This is a genomic window from Pseudomonas sp. GW822-FHT04C11, assembly GCF_058800905.1.
In genome coordinates this window covers 92,148-110,934 of the sequence record NZ_JBXAMS010000021.1, presented here as the reverse complement: position 1 = coordinate 110,934, position 18,787 = coordinate 92,148, and the positions used below count along the sequence as shown (strand labels likewise).

18 protein-coding genes are annotated in these 18,787 nt (G+C 61.1%); 15 read left to right on the top strand and 3 right to left on the bottom strand.

Translation table 11 applies throughout. The features are described 5' to 3' along the window. Positions 1-8: 8 nt before the first annotated feature. Positions 9-2,243: a catalase/peroxidase HPI gene (katG, locus tag AC1RJ3_RS26715; RefSeq protein WP_347929859.1), complete on the bottom strand. Its 2,235-nt coding sequence runs from the start codon at positions 2,241-2,243 to the stop codon at positions 9-11. A 358-nt stretch (positions 2,244-2,601) separates the two neighbouring features. Between katG and AC1RJ3_RS26710 the strand changes: the two genes are divergently transcribed. Continuing rightward, on the top strand, positions 2,602-3,282 hold the full coding sequence (locus AC1RJ3_RS26710; RefSeq protein ID WP_347929858.1) for a hypothetical protein: 681 nt from the start codon (positions 2,602-2,604) through the stop codon (positions 3,280-3,282). Positions 3,283-3,360: 78 nt separating this feature from the next. Here AC1RJ3_RS26710 and AC1RJ3_RS26705 read toward each other — a convergent pair whose 3' ends face one another. After that, a complete protein-coding gene (locus AC1RJ3_RS26705) occupies positions 3,361-4,530 on the bottom strand; it encodes a Gfo/Idh/MocA family protein (protein WP_103314407.1) in 1,170 nt (389 codons plus the stop codon). 25 nt (positions 4,531-4,555) lie between these two features. Beyond that, positions 4,556-5,479, bottom strand: a complete 924-nt coding sequence (locus AC1RJ3_RS26700) for a TIM barrel protein (RefSeq protein WP_493081421.1) — start codon at positions 5,477-5,479, stop codon at positions 4,556-4,558. 138 nt (positions 5,480-5,617) lie between these two features. On the opposite strand from AC1RJ3_RS26700, the gene AC1RJ3_RS26695 reads away from it, so the two are divergent. The 14 genes from AC1RJ3_RS26695 (at position 5,618) to AC1RJ3_RS26630 (ending at position 18,773) form a co-directional block, all read left to right on the top strand. Continuing rightward, complete coding sequence (locus AC1RJ3_RS26695; protein ID WP_347929856.1) at positions 5,618-6,676, top strand: LacI family DNA-binding transcriptional regulator; 1,059 nt, start codon at positions 5,618-5,620, stop codon at positions 6,674-6,676. Between the two features lie 350 nt (positions 6,677-7,026). Next, positions 7,027-7,863 carry an ABC transporter ATP-binding protein gene (locus tag AC1RJ3_RS26690; protein ID WP_054598309.1) on the top strand — a complete coding sequence of 279 codons (837 nt, stop codon included), beginning with the start codon at positions 7,027-7,029 and terminating at the stop codon, positions 7,861-7,863. Positions 7,864-7,902: 39 nt separating this feature from the next. Continuing rightward, on the top strand, positions 7,903-8,904 hold the full coding sequence (locus AC1RJ3_RS26685; RefSeq protein WP_054597072.1) for an ABC transporter substrate-binding protein: 1,002 nt from the start codon (positions 7,903-7,905) through the stop codon (positions 8,902-8,904). A gap of 28 nt (positions 8,905-8,932) precedes the next feature. Continuing rightward, the gene (locus tag AC1RJ3_RS26680; protein WP_054597071.1) at positions 8,933-9,709 is read left to right on the top strand and encodes an ABC transporter permease; all 777 of its coding nucleotides are present in this window, start codon (positions 8,933-8,935) and stop codon (positions 9,707-9,709) included. Further along, the gene (locus AC1RJ3_RS26675; RefSeq protein ID WP_173859995.1) at positions 9,706-10,473 is read left to right on the top strand and encodes an SDR family oxidoreductase; all 768 of its coding nucleotides are present in this window, start codon (positions 9,706-9,708) and stop codon (positions 10,471-10,473) included. Before AC1RJ3_RS26680 ends, AC1RJ3_RS26675 begins: the two co-directional genes overlap by 4 nt. A 13-nt stretch (positions 10,474-10,486) precedes the next feature. Beyond that, entirely contained in the window at positions 10,487-11,050 is a 564-nt protein-coding gene (locus AC1RJ3_RS26670; RefSeq protein WP_054597070.1) for a cupin domain-containing protein, read from the top strand. Between the two features lie 4 nt (positions 11,051-11,054). Beyond that, entirely contained in the window at positions 11,055-11,939 is an 885-nt protein-coding gene (locus tag AC1RJ3_RS26665) for an alpha/beta fold hydrolase (protein WP_347929854.1), read from the top strand. Continuing rightward, positions 11,936-12,772: an IclR family transcriptional regulator gene (locus AC1RJ3_RS26660; protein WP_081013801.1), complete on the top strand. Its 837-nt coding sequence runs from the start codon at positions 11,936-11,938 to the stop codon at positions 12,770-12,772. The genes AC1RJ3_RS26665 and AC1RJ3_RS26660 overlap by 4 nt, the downstream gene beginning before the upstream one ends. Before the next feature lies 1 nt (position 12,773). Beyond that, the gene (locus AC1RJ3_RS26655; protein ID WP_347929853.1) at positions 12,774-13,571 is read left to right on the top strand and encodes an SDR family oxidoreductase; all 798 of its coding nucleotides are present in this window, start codon (positions 12,774-12,776) and stop codon (positions 13,569-13,571) included. After that, complete coding sequence (locus AC1RJ3_RS26650) at positions 13,564-15,246, top strand: thiamine pyrophosphate-binding protein (RefSeq protein WP_493081416.1); 1,683 nt, start codon at positions 13,564-13,566, stop codon at positions 15,244-15,246. The genes AC1RJ3_RS26655 and AC1RJ3_RS26650 overlap by 8 nt, the downstream gene beginning before the upstream one ends. Before the next feature lie 10 nt (positions 15,247-15,256). Next, positions 15,257-16,060, top strand: coding sequence for an aspartate dehydrogenase (locus tag AC1RJ3_RS26645; RefSeq protein ID WP_054597066.1), 804 nt, complete (start codon positions 15,257-15,259; stop codon positions 16,058-16,060). 10 nt (positions 16,061-16,070) lie between these two features. Further along, positions 16,071-17,567, top strand: coding sequence for an aldehyde dehydrogenase (locus AC1RJ3_RS26640; protein WP_493081414.1), 1,497 nt, complete (start codon positions 16,071-16,073; stop codon positions 17,565-17,567). After that, positions 17,564-18,529, top strand: a complete 966-nt coding sequence (locus tag AC1RJ3_RS26635; RefSeq protein WP_054597064.1) for a VOC family protein — start codon at positions 17,564-17,566, stop codon at positions 18,527-18,529. The genes AC1RJ3_RS26640 and AC1RJ3_RS26635 overlap by 4 nt, the downstream gene beginning before the upstream one ends. A gap of 16 nt (positions 18,530-18,545) precedes the next feature. Further along, the gene (locus AC1RJ3_RS26630) at positions 18,546-18,773 is read left to right on the top strand and encodes a recombinase-like helix-turn-helix domain-containing protein (RefSeq protein WP_493081412.1); all 228 of its coding nucleotides are present in this window, start codon (positions 18,546-18,548) and stop codon (positions 18,771-18,773) included. The last annotated feature ends 14 nt before the right edge of the window (positions 18,774-18,787 follow it).

Sequence of the window (18,787 nt, the reverse complement as noted above, 5' to 3'; positions counted from 1 at the left end):
CGCTCGCGTTACCTGAGGTCGAAACGGTCGAGATTCATCACCTTGGTCCAGGCTGCCACGAAGTCTTTCACGAACTTCTCCTGCGCATCGCTACTGGCATAGACTTCGGCCAAGGCCCGCAGTTGCGAGTTTGAGCCGAAGACGAGATCGACACGAGTGCCTGTCCATTTGAGGTCGCCGGTTTTGCGATCGCGTCCTTCAAACTCTTCATTGGCGTCCGAGACCGGCTTCCATTCCACGCCCATGTCGAGCAGGTTGGTGAAGAAGTCGTTGGTCAACGCTTCAGTTCTCTTGGTGAAGACCCCGTGCGAGGTTTGTCCGACGTTGGTGTTCAACACGCGCAGGCCGCCAATCAGCACCGTCATTTCTGGCGCGGTGAGAGTCAGCAGTTGCGCCTTGTCGATCAGTAACGCCTCGGCCGGTACGCGGTATCGGGTCTTGAGGTAATTGCGGAAGCCATCGGCGATGGGTTCGAGAAACCCGAAGGATTCGACATCCGTCTGCTCTTGGCTCGCGTCCATCCGCCCTGGAGTGAAAGGCACCGTGACGGTGTGACCGGCATTTTTCGCCGCCTGTTCGACACCAGCACAGCCGGCCAGCACGATCAGGTCCGCCAGCGAGATCTTCTTGCCGCCAGTCTGCGCGCTGTTGAACTCGCTCTGGATTTTCTCGAGGGTCGCCAGCACGTTCGCCAGTTTCGCAGGCTGGTTGGCCGGCCAGTCCTTCTGCGGGGCCAGGCGCAGGCGCCCACCGTTGGCGCCACCGCGCTTGTCGGAGCCTCGGAAGGTGGACGCCGCCGCCCAGGCAGTTGATACAAGCTGCGAGACTGTCAGGCCCGACGCCAGAAGCTTGCTCTTGAGTGAGGCGATGTCACTGTCGTTGACCAGTGCATGGTCGACCGCTGGAATAGGGTCTTGCCAAATGAGCTCTTCGTTCGGCATTTCCGGACCGAGGTAGCGCGAGAGCGGCCCCATGTCGCGGTGGATCAGCTTGAACCAGGCGCGAGCGAACGCGTCGGCCAACTGATCCGGATTGGCCAGGAAGCGCCGTGAAATCGGTTCATAGATCGGGTCGAATCGCAGGGACAGGTCCGTGGTCAGCATGGTCGGATTACGCCGCTTGGACGGGTCGTGAGCATCGGGAATTATGCCCGCGCCAGCGCCGTTTTTCGCTGTCCACTGGTTCGCACCGGCCGGGCTCTTGGTCAGTTCCCACTCGAAACCGAACAGGTTCTCCAGGTAGTTGTTGCTCCACTTCGTGGGCGTAGTGGTCCAGGTCACTTCCAGGCCGCTGGCGATCGTGTCGCCACCTTTGCCAGTGCCAAAGCTGCTCTTCCAGCCCAGGCCCTGCTGTTCGAGGCCAGCGGCTTCGGGGTCGGCGCCGACATGGGTTGCAGGCCCGGCACCGTGGGCCTTGCCGAAGGCGTGGCCGCCGGCGATCAATGCCACGGTTTCTTCGTCATTCATCGCCATGCGAGCGAAGGTTTCGCGGATATCCACCGCAGCAGCGACCGGGTCCGGGTTGCCCTCAGGGCCTTCCGGGTTGACGTAGATCAGGCCCATTTGCACCGCAGCAAGCGGTTTCTCCAGGTTGCGCTCCTGGACAGTAGGGCTCTCATCTTTGCCATAGCGCACGTCGCCCCCAAGCCAGGTTTTTTCCGAGCCCCAGTAGACGTCCTCATCCGGTCCCCAGACGTCCGGACGGCCTCCGGAAAAACCAAAGGTCTTGAAGCCCATGGACTCCAGTGCGACGTTGCCGGTGAGGACGATCAGGTCGGCCCAGGAGATGTTACGACCATACTTTTGCTTGATCGGCCAGAGCAGTCGGCGTGCCTTGTCGAGGCTGACGTTATCCGGCCAACTGTTGAGCGGCGCGAAGCGTTGCTGGCCGGAGCCGGCACCACCACGCCCATCACCGGTGCGGTAGGTGCCTGCGGCGTGCCAGGCCATGCGAATAAAGAACGGCCCATAGTGACCGAAATCCGCAGGCCACCAGTCTTGCGAATCGGTCATCAGCGCATGCAGGTCTTTCTTGAGCGCTGAAAAGTCCAGTTTTTTGAACGCTTCAGCGTAGTTGAAGCCCTCGTCCATGGGGTCGGACAGGGATGAGTGTTGGTGCAGGATCTTCAGATTGAGTTGGTTCGGCCACCAGTCGCGGTTCGACGGGCCACCGCCCGCGGCGGCGTGATTGAACGGGCATTTCGATTCAGTTGCCATGTGTGAGCTACCTTTGGTCGTGTTCATCCGGCTATCCGGCCCCGCGTGGGCGCGCGATAGCGACGAGCGAAATCAATGACATAAGCTGCAGGGCCAACAATTCGATCAATTGATCGTCGTGGTCACACGGGCAATCCGGATAGCGGCAATCGAGTTGCCAGCACGGTGGCCCACGGCAAGCCTAGTACGCTTCTGACTTATTCGTATCTCTTATCAGGTCTCAACCGGCCAGTTTTCACCAGCGCTCCGTTAAGGTTAGCCCCCTATAAAGCAGTCAGCTAATAGGTGGCGTATTCGGTCCTGATAGGCCTAGTCTTTTACCTGACACCCAAGGAAGGAATAGACCTGTTACACGACGTACGCCTGTACGGGAGAGCACCAGACCATGAATAAGTGCCGGCGCTGCACGGCCGTCCACGAAGCTGGCCACGCCCTGGCTTTTTGGTGGAATGGTCAGCACATCGAGCGCATCACTGTGCGCACCAGGACAGAAGCCTGCACCGGCCCAATGATTGATCTGCGCGGCAACCCGCAAAACGTAGAGGGGTTGGTCGAGGCTGATTACCTGGTCCCGCACCCATCCTTCGACGCGCCCGGGATTGCTGAATACCTACCCTCAATGATCGATTCTATTGAGCGCGACCTTCTCGACTGCTTCGCCGGCCCGGTGGCCGAAGCAGTCTACAGGCGCACCAAATCGGACAAGTTCACCTGGGCCAGCGGCAGGGGGGACCGGTGCCGGGGTTACGAATTGATCAGTTTGCTGCCTGCACGAAAGCTACTCGACGCCGAATCCCGGGCAATCGCCCGCTCCTGCTGTCTGGTGCGTCACTACTGGCCCGCTGTCACCGCTGTCGCGGATCTTCTACAAGAGCACGGCACGGTTAACGGGGAAGCTATAACAGCGCTGCTGTGCGAAGTCACCGGGGAGTCACCGACGCGGCTCACTAATGACCTGGCAACCCTCGATATGCGACGCAACAGGCGGTGGACTGCAGCCCACTCGAAGCTACTGTTCAGCAAAGCCCGGCAACCATCTGACCGAACTGACTTCGATTGCCGGTGACTTCGTTCAGTAGTCTTTTAGCTGGCGGTGAGTTAATCCCTTTGTTTTTATGGAGGGTGACACACCGCTGAACTCGTCTCAGTAATCGACCCAGACCCCGCCTTTGTCCGCAGACTGGACACAGCGCTCGACCCAGCGAACACCTTCGACTCCGGCATGGATATCCGGATAGCGCAACGTCGCCAAGCGCTCATGATTGCCGCGGTTGGCGGCGTCCATAGCCACGGCGAAACGGTAGTAAAGATTGGACCACGCGTCGAAGAGCCCTTCCGGGTGCCCCGCACCGATTCGGTCATCGAGCACTGCATCGGGATGCAAATACCCCATGCCGCGCTCCAGCACTTGCGCGGGTTTGCCCTGGACTTCGAATGACAGCTGGTTTGGCCGCTCGTCCCACCACTCGAGGCTGGCTTTAGAGCCGATCACGCGAATTTTCTGGCCGTGCATGGAGCCGGCGTTCACGGCGCTTGACCACACACTGCCCATTGCCCCGCCTTCGTATTCCATCAGCGTGTAGGCATTGTCCTCAAGCGGTGCGCGGCTTTTGACAAAGCTCTGACGGGTGCATAGCAGCCTTTTGATCTTGAGTTCGGGCAGCATGACTTCCGACAGGTACAGCGGATGGGTGCCGACATCTCCCAGTACATAGCTGGGGCCGGCGAAACGCGGATCGACTCGCCATTGGGTCGCCTCGCTTTGCGCCTCCACCGGCTCGCAATGAAAACCATGGGCAAACTGCATGTGCACCATGCGAATCTCGCCCAGTTCGCCCTGGGCAATCATGTGCCGGGCCTGTTCGATCAGTTGATGTCCGGCGTAGCCGTAGGTCACCCCCACTACCCTGTTGTTTGACACGGCAATTTCCCGCAGCGTCTGCGCCTCCTCGAGGGTGAAGCACAGCGGCTTTTCGCAGACCACGTGCAACCCTGCTTCCAGGGCGGCCTTGGTGATTGCGAAATGGGTGCCATTGGGCGTCGCCACTGAAACCGCCTGGATGCCATCCGGCCGCCCTGCCTCACCTTCAAACAGGCTGCGATAGTCGGCATAGCAGCGTTCGGGGTCGACTCCCAGTTCCACGCCGAACGCCCGACCGCGCTCCGGGTTCAGGTCGAAGGCGCCAGCGACCAGCACAAACGACTGGTCACGCAATGCCGCGCTGCGGTGGATGTAGCCAATCTGACTGTCGCGTCCACCGCCAACCATGGCCCAACGAAGAGGTTCGGGAATACGCTTGCTGCCATTGATCATCGATAAGTCCCTTGCGTGAGAGAAATCAGAAACCTGCTTGAGAGAGGTAGGCGCGGCTGGCAGCAACGTCGCGCAGGCTGCCATGGACGTTACGCGGATCGCGTTCTTGCTCGACGGTGATGTAGCCCTGGTAACCGAGCTCGGTGATCAGCTCACGCAAGGCGCGATAGTCGATGACACCCTGGCCGATCGGGCACATCACGCCCCTGGCGCAGGCCCCGAAAAAGCTGATGTGCTCACCCAATACCTGATCGAACACCGCCTGATCAATGTCTTTGAAATGCAGGTAATCCAGACGATCCGCGTACTGGCGCAGGGTCTGAACCGGGTCCATGCCGGCGTAGTAGAGATGGCCGGTGTCCAGGCATAGACCGGCCACTTCGTAGGGAATGTCGGCAACCAATTGCGCCAGCTCGTCGGCGAACTCGATGTAGCCGCCGGCATGCGGGTGAATCACCGTACGAACGCCGAACTCCAGCCAGGCCAGATCAGCAATGGCCCGGATGTGATTCATCATGCCCCGCCAGGCGTCAGGTGCCAGACGCGGTGCTCGTTCGGAGTGTCCGGCCGCGTAGTCACGTTCCTCATGCCCCCAGTCGATAACCACCAGGCAAGGCATGGCGAAGCGCTGCCCCGGTTCCTGCGGCACTGCTGGCAGTTGCTTGAGCAAGGCACAAATATTTCGGGTTTGTGTCAGCACGTTCGGCAGATTGGCCGGATCGACCAGATTGTCGAATACAGTGCCGGCCACCACATGCAGGCCCTGCTCGGCGAGCACCGTGCCGACTGCCGCAGCGTCTAGCGGCAGGTAGCCATACGGCCCCAGTTCGATGCCGCGATACCCGGCTTGCGCGGCTTCGCTGAGCACCTGTTGCCACGCTGGCAGATGAGGATTGTTGACGTCGTCTACGCCCCAGCAACAGGGTGCAGTGGAGATATGGAGGGTCATGTCAGGTTCCGATGATTGTTGTTATGAGTGGTGCTGTTTCGCTCGGAGAAATCCTAAGTTGCCAGGGTGCACGACTGCTATAGTCCTGCAGCCATACCTGTCAGAACCCGTCAAAAATATTAAAGAGCCTTTCATTTCATGTCAGAGACCCATCACCCGGCCGGCCGTCGTTCAACCATGGAAGATGTCGCCGAGGCCGCCGGCGTTAGCCTGTCCACCGTGGATCGGGTGATGAATCTGCGTGCCAACGTTCGCGCCGATACTGCGCGGCGCATTGCCGAAGCCGCTGCCCGGCTGGGCTTCTACGGTCGCAATGTGATCGAGCAACGCCTGCTTCAGCAGCGACCGACCGTACGCCTGGGGTTTCTGCTACAAAAGCGTGGCGTGGCGTTTTATCAAGGGCTGGCCAAGGCCTTGGCCGAGGCAGCGGCATCCAGCGTCCGCGCCCAGGTTCGGGTGATGATTCATTACATCGATGACCTCGCCCCGGCCGCCACTGCACAACGCATCCTCAAGCTACAAGGAGAGGTCGATGCTCTGGGTTTGGTGGCGGCAGATCATCCCGCCGTGCGCGAAGCGATGGCGCAGTTGCGTGCCGCCGGCATTCCCGTTGTTGCTCTGGTTTCCGAGCTGAGTGCGTCGGCTGGCGCCAGCTATGTCGGTGTCGACAACCGGTCAATGGGGCGCACGGCTGGTTGGTTCATCAAGAACCTGGCGCCCCACGCGGGGCCTGTGGCGGTGATGGTAGGAACGCAGCGTTTTCAGTGCCAGGAACTGTGCGAAATGAGCGTGCGCTCCTTTCTTGCGGAGCAATCCCAGGACTGGGAGCTATTGGCAACGCGCCTCACCCTGGAGGACGAAGAGTTCGCCTATGCCGGCACGCTCGACCTCCTGAGCAGCCAGCCCGACCTTGTCGGCTTGTACGTGGCCGGCGGCGGTATCGAGGGCGTCATCAACGCCCTGCGCGAACTGAAAGCCCAGAACGTCGCGCTTCCCACAGTTGTATGCCACGACCTGACACCCATCACCCAAGCGGCCCTGCGTGACGGCATTGTTCAAGCCGTACTGTCGCATCCCGTCGTGGCACTGGCGCAGACTGCCGTGAACGTGATGGTGGATGCAGCGATAGACCCATCGTCAGCCATCGCCACGAAGCTCATGCTTGCACTTCAGATTGACGTGTCTGAAAGCGTTTAGAGACCAAGCGATAACAGGAACGAAACTCTCAACTGCACAACGCACATTCAGCAGTTCGTTTCATATTTAAAACAAATCCGTCATTTCCTCGCATCCGGCGTTACCTATAAAAGCGCCCCCTTCTCGTAATTCCCCCTGCCCTACACATTCAACGTGCAATTTCGTGCCATATAAGAAACCACGTTTTATATATGAAACATCCAATAAATACTGAATTTTCAGTAACTCATTAATAAGAAAGGGTTTTTAAACAAAAAACCAACTTGGCAAGTCTCTGGCATTGTTCATGCACTAAACAACGTATCACCTATAAAACAGACCAGAGACCCTTTCCAATGGCTGTGAACGAGATGTACGCCATCGCCCCTCAATGGAATAAGCCCGCTCCCAAGGAAGATCAGGAGCCCACCGAAATTGAATTTCGCAATGTCGGCAAATGTTTCCCGGCCAAAGGAAAGTCCGAAGCGCCATTTGCCATTCGCGAGGTCAACTTCAAGATTCGCCGCGGTGAAGTGGTGTCGATCATCGGCCCTTCCGGTTGCGGCAAGAGCACCATTCTCAATATGGGCTCCGGGCTGTATCGGCCGACCGAAGGCGAGGTCTTCGTCGCTGGTGAAGCGGTCACCGGCCCGGTCCGTCAGGTCGCGTTCATGCTGCAAAAAGACCTGCTGATGCCGTGGCGCAGCATTCGTCGCAATGTCGAACTGGGTCTGGAAATTCAAGGTGTGCCGGCGGCCAAGCGTCAGGCCGTAGCCAAAGATCTGCTCGATCGTTGCCACCTGCAAGGCTTTGCCGACCACTACCCGTTCCAGCTGTCGGGTGGCATGCGTCAACGCGCTGCCCTGGCTCGCACCCTGGCCATCGACCCGCAAGTGCTGTTCCTCGACGAACCGTTCTCGGCCCTCGATGCGCAGACCAAGATGATCCTGCAGCAGGACATGGCGCGGATGCTGTTCGATGAAAAGAAAACCGCTCTGTTCATTACCCATGACCTGATCGAAGCCATTGCCATGTCCGACCGGCTGCTGGTCATGAGTGCCCGCCCGGGCACCATCATCGAAGAGATCACTGTCGATTTGCCGTTTCGTGACAACCCGCTGGAGCGCCGCAAGCTGCCGGAAATCGGCCCGCTGGTCGGTCGCCTGATGGAGTTGCTGCAAGTCGGCGAAGACACCGAGCTGCATTGATCAACGCCGTTGTGGCCATCAACCGAATCAGGAGTACGCATGTTCAAGTCTCTGTTTCAACGCTTCAGCCAGGTCACCGGTATCGCGCTCGGCCTGGGCATGGCTTTCGCCGCCCAGGCGCAGTCGACCGACGTGACTTACTTGTTGCCGGCGCCGCCGAACCTGCCGGCGTTCGCCCCGTGGATCATCGCGCAGCAGAAGGGTTACTACGCCGCCCAGAACCTGAACATGACCTTCATCGCTGCCAAGGGCGGTGTGGATGTGGCGAAACAGATCGGTGCCGGTAACGCCATGCTCGGCGGTGCTCTGGGCGATACCCCGATTGTGGTGCGGGCCAACGGTATTCCGGTGCGCGCCGTCGCGGTGCTGGGCGCCGGCGGCGTGACGATGATTGCCACCAATGCTGCCGAAAACATCAACTCGATCACCGACCTCAAAGGCAAGACGATGACCGTGATGTCCTACTCGGACACCACCTACTACGCCTTGCTCGCCTCTCTACGCCGGGCCGGCCTGAGCAAAAACGATGTGAATATTCAGGCAGCCGGGCCTTCGGGCGTCTGGCAGTTGTTCTCGGCCGACAAAGCCCAGGCAATGGCCGGCGTGCCGGACTGGGTGGTCAACGCCGAAGAAGCCGGCGCGAAGATCAAGCTGATCCCTCAATCGCAGATTTTCGAGAGCATGGCCCAGGCGATCCTCGCTTCCGACGATGCCATCGAGCATCACCCCGAGATTGTTCGCGGCGTGGTCCAGGCCACCCTGCAAGGCATGCGCGACATCATTCAGGACCCCAAAGCCGCCGCGGTCACCTTCGCCAAGGCTGTCCCCGCCTATGCCGGCAAGGAAGCGTCGCTGGAGAAAATCTTCAGGCTCTACGTCGAGCATGTCTATGCCAATCAGGCCGTTCTGGGCCGAATCGATCCGGCACGACTTGAAGCGGTCCGTCAGTTCTACGTCAGCGAAGGCATCGTCAGCCATGAGCCAAAACTCGACGAGCTGTACACCAATCAATTCATCGACACCCAAACAGCCGCGCAATAACGGCGAGTGACAACAAGGTACCGACACGATGAAAAACCTTAATAACTCCGTGCTGGGCAGCGTTGCACTGCTGATCCTGTTCCTGGTGCTCTGGCAGTGGGGCCCGGGACTGCTCGGCATGCCCGAATTCGTCATGCCGCAACTGAGCCGTGTGGCCCAGGAAAGCCTGGTGATGTGGCAAACCGGAGGTCTGCTGCAACACACTCTGATTACCGCGTTCGAAATCATTGTCGGCTTCGGTCTGGGAGCCCTGCTCGGCGTGGCCATCGGTGTCTCGCTGGGACTCTCGCCCGCCGCCGAAGCCATGCTGTCGCCCTACATTCTGGCGCTGCAAATCGCCCCGAAAGTCGCCTTCGCTCCGCTATTTGTCATGTGGCTGGGCTACACCATCTATCCGAAGATCCTGATCGCCATCCTGATCGTGTTCTTCCCGGTGATGATCAACGTACTGTCGGCTATCCGCACCGTTGACCCGGACATGATCAACCTCGTCCGGACGATGAACGCCAGCCGCTGGCAGATCTTTCGCCTGGTGGAATTCCCTTCGGCCATGGCCGCACTGTTCTCCGGCCTGCGCATAGCGTCGACCCTGGCCGTGATCGGCGTCACCGTCGGTGAACTGGTCGGTGGCAACCAGGGCCTGGGCTTCCTGCTGGTCGATGCCGAAGGCCAGGGCAATACCGCGGGTGTGTTCGTGGCCATCGTCATGCTCACGCTGATCGGTGTACTCGCTTATGGCGCGGTGGTCTGGACCGAGAAACGCGTCCTGCACTACATGCCCAAAGCCATGCTGAGTACCCAATGATGACGACCCTCAATCGTTTGCTCGAAGGCCGTCGGGTGCTGGTCACCGGTGGCGCCCGCGGGTTGGGTTATGCCTTTGCCCAGGCCATCGGCCGGGCCGGCGCCCACGTGGTGATCGCCGACATTCTCGCCGAGCGTGTTCAGCAATCGGCCGCCGAGCTGGTCGCCGAAGGCCTGACCGTTCATGGCGTGGCCGTCGATCTGGCGCAACCCGACTCGATCGACACCTGCGTGGCTGAAACCACCCGGCTGCTGGGTGGCCTCGACGGTCTGGTGAACAACGCCTCGATCACCAATTCCGGTGGCAAGACGTGCGAAGAGCTGAGCCTCGATACCTGGGATCAGGTCATGCACGTCAATGTCCGCGGCACCTGGCTGATGACCAAGGCGTGCCTGCCGGCCCTGCGCGCCAGCGGTCATGGCGCCATCGTCAACCTGGCATCCGACACGCCGCTGTGGGGCGCGCCGAACCTGCTGGCGTATGTCGCAAGCAAGGGCGCAATCATCGCCATGACCCGCAGCCTGGCCCGCGAACTGGGTACCGACAACATCACGGTCAACGCCATCGCGCCTGGCCTGGTGCTGGTCGAAGCCACCGCCTATGTGCCTGAAGCACGTCACCGTTTGTACAACGAGCAGCGGGCCATTCAACGCCCGCAACTCCCCGAGGACGTCAGCGGCGCCGTGCTCTTCGCGCTGTCCGACCTCGCCCGTTTCATCACTGGACAAACCCTGCCGGTCAACGGCGGGTTCGTAATGCCTTGATCAGGAGACTGCCATGACTAATCTATCTGCACACTCATCTGCACATTCATCTGAGCAGCAAGACGCCCCGAAAAGCTGGGAACAGCCGGCCGGCAGTGACCTCGAAAGCTGGATGAACACCCGTATCGCCCGCTACGAAACGCGTCAGTACGATTGGAACGCGCTGAAATTCCAGGCCGACTACGACCCGAAATTCCGCCGCGCACAAATGCGTTACATCGGTACCGGCGGCACCGGTATCAGCACCGACATGAACACCATTCCCTCGGAGAACTTCACGTTCTCCACCATGGTGATTCCGGCCGGTCACGAAGGCCCGCCGCACCTGCACACCGACGTTGAAGAAGTGTTCTTCGTGCTGCGCGGCAAACTCAAAGTGGTGATCGAAAAGGACGGTGAGCGCTTCGAAACGATCCTGACCGACCGTGACGTCATTTCCGTGCCACCGGGCGTGTACCGCGAAGAGATCAACATCGGCGATGAAGATGCGCTGATGTGCGTGATGCTCGGTGCGAAAAAACCGCTGACCCCGACCTACCCGCCAGAACACCCTCTGGCCTCGATCAAGCGCGGATAAGCCCATGTCGTACGCCATCGATAATCTCGTCCCGCCGCTCACGGCTGACCTCCAGGCGCAGCTGGCCCTGCACTTTCCTTTGCGTACGCTGGGGATCGCTGGCGGTCGCCAGGCCTTTCGCGAATGCGGAACCGGGCCGGCGATTGTGTTGTTGCACGGGATCGGCTCGGGCTCGGCGTCGTGGTTAGAGGTGGCGCAAGCGCTTGGCCAGAGCGCACATGTGATTGCCTGGGACGCTCCCGGCTACGGTGACTCCACGCCGCTGAGATCGCTGGCCCCCGACGCTTCGGACTACGCCGAACGACTGCTGCAGATGCTCGATGCGCTAGGCATCCAGCGCTGTGTGCTGGTCGGTCACTCGCTCGGGGCGATTACTGCCACAGCGTTCGCCAGCGGCGTGCACCAACAGCGGATCAGCCGGCTGGTGTTGATCAGTCCGGCCCGGGGCTACGGTCATCCATCGCGCGCCTTGCAGCGCCAGGAAGTGCGCAGCAAACGCCTGCAAGCCCTGGAACAACTGGGCATTCAACGCATGGCCGAACAACGCAGCGCCTACATGCTTTCGCCCACTGCCAGCCCAAAGGCACACGCCTGGGTGCAGTGGAACATGGCCCGGCTCAATCCCGATGGCTATCGCCAGGCCATAGAACTGCTGTGCAGCGAGGACCTGCTGCGGCACGCGCCACTGTCGATGCCTTGCGAAGTGCATTGCGGCGAAGCCGACGGCATCACCGCTCCCGAAAACTGCCTGCCCCTGGCCAAGGCCTTGGGAGGCACGTTCAACCTGATTACCGATGCCGGGCATGCCAGCCCCATCGAACAACCTTGTGTGGTGGCGGGCCGCTTGGCCTTTGCCATCAAAGAATCCCTGACAGGTGCATCGCTATGAACGATTCAGATCTGCTGAAGGATGCTCAGGACAAGTACATCGTGCCGGGCCTGGAGCGCGGATTGCTGCTGCTCTGCGAGTTCAGCCGGCGCAATCGCACGTTGACCGCGCCGGAACTGGCCCGGCGTCTGGCACTGCCGCGCTCGACGATCTTTCGCCTGCTGACGACACTGGAAACCATGGGGTTTGTCACCCGCAGCGGCAATGAATACCGCCTCGGCATGTCGGTGCTGCGCCTGGGCTTCGAGTACCTGGCCTCGCTGGAGCTGACCGAACTCGGCCAACCGCTGCTGGCCCGCTTGTGCGACCGCCTCAACTACCCGAGCAATCTGGTGGTGCGCGATGGCCGCTCGATCGTCTACGTGGCTAAAGTCTCACCACCGTCGGTGTTCTCCAACGCGGTGAATGTCGGCACTCGCCTCCCCGCCCACGCCACTGTCCTGGGGCGCATCCTGCTCGAAGACCTGTCGCTGGCCGAATTGCGTGAACTGTACCCGGAAGATCACCTGGAGCAATTCTCGCCCTGCACGCCGAAAACCGTGCTGGAGCTGTTTGACATGGTTCAAGCCGACCGTCAGCGCGGTTTCGTCAGTAGCGAAGGTTTCTTCGAGTCAGCGATTTCGACCGTCGCCGCCCCGGTGCGCGATCAGACCGGGCATATCGTCGCTGCACTGGGCGTGACGATTCCGACCGTTCAGATCGGTCACGTCAACTTCAACGAATTGCTCCTGCAGGTGCGTCGCAGTGCCGACGAGCTGTCGCGGTTGCTCGACTACAACAGCGCTGCCGCCCACGACGGCCAGAACCGCGTAACGGCCTTGATGAGGGATTGAGATGAGTCTCTATCAACTGCAAGACAGCACCGCAATCGTCACTGGCGGCTCTTCGGGGATTGGCCTGGCCTGCGTCGAGCTGTTGCTCGAAGCCGGCGCAGCCGTGGCCTTCTGCGGTCGCGACGAAAATCGCCTGCGCAGTGCCGAAGCCGGATTGCGTCAACGCTTCCCCGAGGCACGGTTGCTGGCCCACGTGTGCAATGTGCTCGACGCGGACTCGGTCAACGCCTTTGCCGCCGCCAGCCTGGCCGCACTGGGGCCGGCCAGCGTGCTGATCAACAACGCCGGACAAGGTCGGGTGTCGACCTTCGCCGACACCCCCGATAGCGCCTGGACCGAAGAGTTGCACTTGAAATTCTTCTCGGTGATCAACCCGGTCCGCGCGTTCAAGGCACAGCTTGAAAGCCAAGCGAACGCGGCCATCGTCTGCGTCAATTCGCTACTGGCCAGCCAGCCGGAACCGCACATGGTCGCCACCTCGGCCGCTCGCGCCGGGGTCATGAACCTGGTGCGTTCGATGGCCACCGAATTTGCCGGTGAAGGCATTCGGGTCAACGGCATTCTCATTGGCCTGGTCGAGTCCGGGCAATGGCGCCGACGTTTTGAAGCCCGCGAAGAGCGGGATCTTGACTGGACCCAATGGACCGCCCAACTGGCGCAACGCAAACACATTCCCTTGGGGCGTCTGGGCCTGCCGATTGAAGCGGCCCGCGCGATCCTGTTTCTGGCCTCGCCTCTGTCGGCTTACACCACAGGCAGCCATATCGATGTTTCTGGAGGCCTGTCCCGCCATGCGTAATGAAAATACTGTCACCGTAGGCGCTGCCATCACCGCGTTTCTCGAACAATGCGACGTCAAAGCCGCATTCGGCGTGATCTCGATCCACAACATGCCGATCCTCGATGCGTTCGCCGTTCGGGGCAACATCCGCTTCGTCATGGCCCGTGGTGAAGCCGGCGCCACCAACATGGCAGACGCCTATGCCCGCACCACCGGTGGTCTGGGCGTCTGCCTGACGTCCACCGGTACCGCGGCCGGTAACGCCGCCGGGGCCATGGTCGAAGCCCTGACCGCCGGCACGCCGCTGCTGCACATTACCGGACAGATCGAAACGCCGTACCTGGATCAAGAGTTCGCATACATCCACGAAGCGCGTGACCAATTGACCATGCTCAAGGCCGTCTCGAAGGCCGCGTTCCGTGTGCGCAGCGTCGAAACCGCCATCAGCACCCTGAAGCTGGCCGTGCAAACCGCGTTGACCGCGCCTACCGGGCCAGTCAGCGTGGAAATCCCGATCGATATCCAGTCGACCTTTATCCCGATGCCGACCGACCTGTCTCCCCTGCCGATTCCGGTTGCCGTGCCCGCGCCCGAAGTGCTGGACCTGGTCGCCGAGCGTCTGGTCACGGCCACACGTCCACTGCTGTGGCTTGGCGGCGGCGCACGACATGCAGGCCCCCAAGTCAAGCGCCTGCTGGACATGGGCGTCGGCGTGATCACCTCGACCCAGGGTCGCGGTGTGGTCAATGAAGATGACGAACGCTGCCTTGGCGCGTTCTCGCAAAACAAACGGGTCGAGCAGTTCCTGCAAAGCTGCGATGCCCTGCTGATCGCCGGTTCGCGCCTGCGCAGCAACGAGACGTTCAAGTACGCGCTGAAATTGCCCCGCAATACCCTGCGTATCGACGCCAACCCGGCCATCGAAGGTCGCAGCTACAACAGCGAGCTGTTCATCTGCGGTGATTCGGCGCTGGCCCTCGAAGGCCTGGCCGACCGTCTCGAAGGTCGCCTGCAGATCGACCCGATGTTCCTCGCCGAACTCAAGGACGTCCGCGAAAAGTCCCGCACCCAACTGATGGCCGACCTTGGCCCGTACTCGGCCATGGTCGAGCAACTGCAAGCCCTTACCGGGCGCAATTTTTCCTGGGTTCGCGACGTCACGCTGTCCAACAGCATCTGGGGCAACCGCCTGCTGACCCTGTTCCATCCGCGCGCAGGCGTGCATGCGCTGGGCGGCGGCATTGGCCAGGGCCTGTCGATGGGTATTGGTGCCGCGGTGGCTGCTGCGCAAACGGCGCCTGAACGCAAGGTCTTCGCCCTGGCCGGTGACGGCGGTTTCATTCTCAACCTCGGCGAGCTGGCGACGCTGGTGCAGGAAAAGGCCAACGTGGTGATTCTGCTGATGAACGATCAGCGTTACGGCGTGATCCGCAACATTCAGGACGCGGTCTATGGCAGCCGTCACTGCTACGTCGACCTGCACACGCCGGACTATTCCAAGCTGTCTGAATCGCTGAACCTGCGCCACGGCCTCGTGACCGACCTGAAGGATTTCGGCAACGTCGTCGACAGCGCACTGGCTCAACCCGGGCCGTTCCTGCTGGAAGTCGACATGCTCAGCGTCGGCAGCTTTGCCACCCAGTTTGCCGGTCCGCCCAACAGCGAAACCAAAGCGCAGAAAGCCACGGCTTGAGGACTTCGTCATGTTGCATATCACCATGATCGGCTGCGGCGCCATTGGCGTCGGCGTGCTCGAGTTACTGGAGAAGGACCCGCAGCTGTGCGTTGATTACGTCATTGCCTCGGCCGGATCCGAAGAACTGGTGCGCCAGCGGCTGGCGTGTTTCAAACAGCCGCCGCAGGTGCTGACCGCGTTGCCAGCCGACGCCCGCCCCGACCTGCTGGTCGAGTGCGCCGGCCACCGCGCCATCGAAGAACATGTGCTGCCAGCGCTGGAGCGTGGCATTGCGTGCCTGATCGTCTCGGTCGGTGCGCTGTCCGAAGTCGGCCTGGTCGAACGCCTTGAAGCAGCGGCAGAACGTGGCCAGACCCGCATCGAATTGCTGCCTGGTGCCATCGGTGGCATCGACGCCTTGTCCGCGGCCAAGGTCGGCGGACTGGATTCGGTCAATTACACCGGTCGCAAACCGGCACGCGCCTGGAAAAACACCCCCGCCGAACAGGCCTGTGATCTGGACAGCATTACCGAAGCCACGGTGATTTTTCAGGGTAGCGCCCGCGAAGCGGCACGCCTTTATCCAAAAAACGCCAACGTCGCCGCAACCTTGTCGCTGGCCGGGCTCGGCCTCGATCGCACCCACGTGACGCTGATCGCCGACCCACTGAGCGAGGAAAACGTCCATCACTTCGAAGCGCGCGGCGCCTTTGGCGGTTTCGAATTGAGTTTGCGTGGCAAGCCGCTGCTGGCCAACCCGAAGACCTCGGCGCTGACCGTCTACAGCGTCGTCCGCGCCTTGGGCAACCACGCCCATGCAATTTCGATTTAGGGGACCGTCGATGACTCTCGAACAGACTTTACCGATCTGCATTGCCGGCGAATGGCGACTGGGTCGCGGCGAGCGCTACGCCACACGCTACCCCGCCACCGGCGAAGCGGTTGCCTGGCTCAATGCCGCCAGTGTCGAAGACGTCGAGGACGCCGTGCACGGCGCCCACCAGGCGTTTTTGCACAGCGGCTGGGCACAGCGCAAACCCCATGAACGGGCCAGCGTGCTGTATCGCATTGCCGAGCTGATCCGTCAGCGCAGCGAAGAACTGGCGCAATTGCAGCGTCAGGACAACGGCAAACCAATCAACGAAACCCGTGCTCTGGTCGCCAGCGCCGCCGGAACTTTCCAGTTCTTCGCCGCGGCCTGTGAAACCCTCGAAGAAACCATCACGCCATCGCGGGGTGATTTCGTCAGCATGAGTGTTTACGAGCCGATGGGGGTCATCGCCGCGATCACGCCGTGGAACTCACCGATTGCCAGCGAAGCGCAGAAAGTCGCTCCGGCACTCGCTGCCGGCAATGCGGTGGTGATCAAACCGGCGGAAATCACCCCGTTGATGGCCTTGCAACTGGCGCGCATCTGCGAAGACGCCGGATTGCCGAAAGGTCTGCTCAGTGTGCTGCCTGGCAAGGGCTCGCTGCTCGGCGATGCGTTGACCCGTCATCCTCTGGTCAAGCGCGTGTCGTTCACCGGCGGCACTAAAACCGGCAAACACATTGCTCACATCGCCGCAGACAAGATGATGCCGGTGTCGCTGGAACTGGGCGGTAAATCACCGACCATCGTTCTCGATGACGCCGACCTCGACCATGCCGTGGCGGGTGTGCTGTACGGCATCTTCAGTTCTTCGGGCGAAGCCTGTATCGCCGGTTCGCGGTTATTCGTCGCCCGTGCTCTGTACGAGCCGTTCATGGCGCGTCTGGTAGCGGCGGCAACCGAACTGCGTGTCGGTGATCCGGCGGATGAGCGCACGCAAATGGGCCCGCTGATCAGCGCAGGCCACCGTGAGTCGGTCGAGCGCTACGTCGCGCTGGGGCTGGCCGAAGGTGGACGTTTGCTGCTCGGTGGGCAACGCCCGAGCGGTGGTGTTTACGACCAGGGCTATTACTACCCGCCGACCATCCTCGAAGGCTTGAACAACAGCCAACAGGTCTGCCAGGAAGAAATCTTCGGACCGGTGCTGGTGGCCATGCCGTTTGATGACGAAGCGCAATTAATCGAACAGGCCAACGACAGTTTGTATGCCCTCGCCGCCGGGATCTGGACGCGCGACTACAAACGCGCCTGGGCGCTGGGTCGAAAAATCCAGGCCGGCACGGTGTGGATCAACACCTACAAACAGTTCTCGATTTCCACCCCCTTCGGCGGCTGGCGCGACAGTGGCCTGGGCCGAGAAAAAGGTCGCCTCGGCATCCTGCAATACATGGAACAGAAGAGCCTTTATTGGGGCATGAATGAACAGCCACTGGCCTGGGCCGGTGTGCAACAAGAGGTAGGGTTATGAGCGTCTTAGGCATTGATGAAGTCACTTACGGCGTCGAGGACCTCGACACCAGTGCGCGTTTTTTCAGCGATTGGGGCCTGACAAAAGTCAGCGAGCAAGCCGACGAGGTGATCTTCGAAACCCTCAACGGCTGCCGAGTGGTGCTCGCCGACATCAACAAGGCAGGCCTGCCGCCCGCCATCGAAGCCGGTTCGACGGTACGCGAAGTGGTCTGGGGGGTTGAAAGCGCGGCTGATCTTGCGCTCTACAGCCAGCGCATCGCTCAGGATCCGGGTTTCATCAATGCCAATGGCCGTATCGGTTGCACCGACCCCAATGGCCTGGCGATCCGCCTGCAAGTGACCCGCAAGCGTGAACTGGAGATCGAGTGCAGCGGCCACAACACCTGGCAAACCAAAGGCCGAATCAACAAGGCCGCACCGATCTACGAGCGCGCCACGCCGATCGAAGTCGGTCATGTGGTGTTTTTCGTCAAAGACGTGAACGCCTGCGAAGCTTTCTATCACGAGCGTTTCGGCTTCCAGGCCTCCGACCGCTATCCGGATCGCGGAGCCTTCCTGCGCACTGCCGAAGAAGGCGGTCACCACGACCTGTTCATGCTGCAACTGCCCGCCCCTCGTGCGGGCCTGAACCACGTCGCCTTCACCGTGCGCGACGTGCACGAAGTATTCGGCGGCGGCATGCACATCTCCCGCAGCGGCTGGGCAACGGAAATCGGCCCCGGTCGGCACCCGGTGTCTTCGGCGTTTTTCTGGTACTTCAAGAACCCGGCCGGCGCGCTGGTCGAGTACTACGCCGATGAAGACCAACTGACCGGCGAATGGCAGCCGCGCGCCTTTGAGCCTGGCCCGACGATGTTTGCCGAATGGGCGATAGCCGGCGGCATCGATGGCAATACCCGACGCCAGCAACATGTCGAAGCGCCGCAAGGCAAGTTCCTTACCGACAAACCGAAACCTTAAGCCGGAGGTCAATGAGATGAGCAATACCGAACCCTACCTGGAGCCACATCAGGCCCGTAAACGGCCCAACACCCAATTCGAAGAGTTGCTCGGCGACTCCATCGAACGCGCCTTTGGCAATGGGGTGACCGAGTTGCCCGACCTGCTCGCGCACCTGAACCTGGCCGGGCCGCCCTGCCCGCTGACCACCGGAGAGTGGACCGCGGACACCTATAAAACCCTGATGGCTCGGCTGGGCGAATGACCCACCGGAGGTAA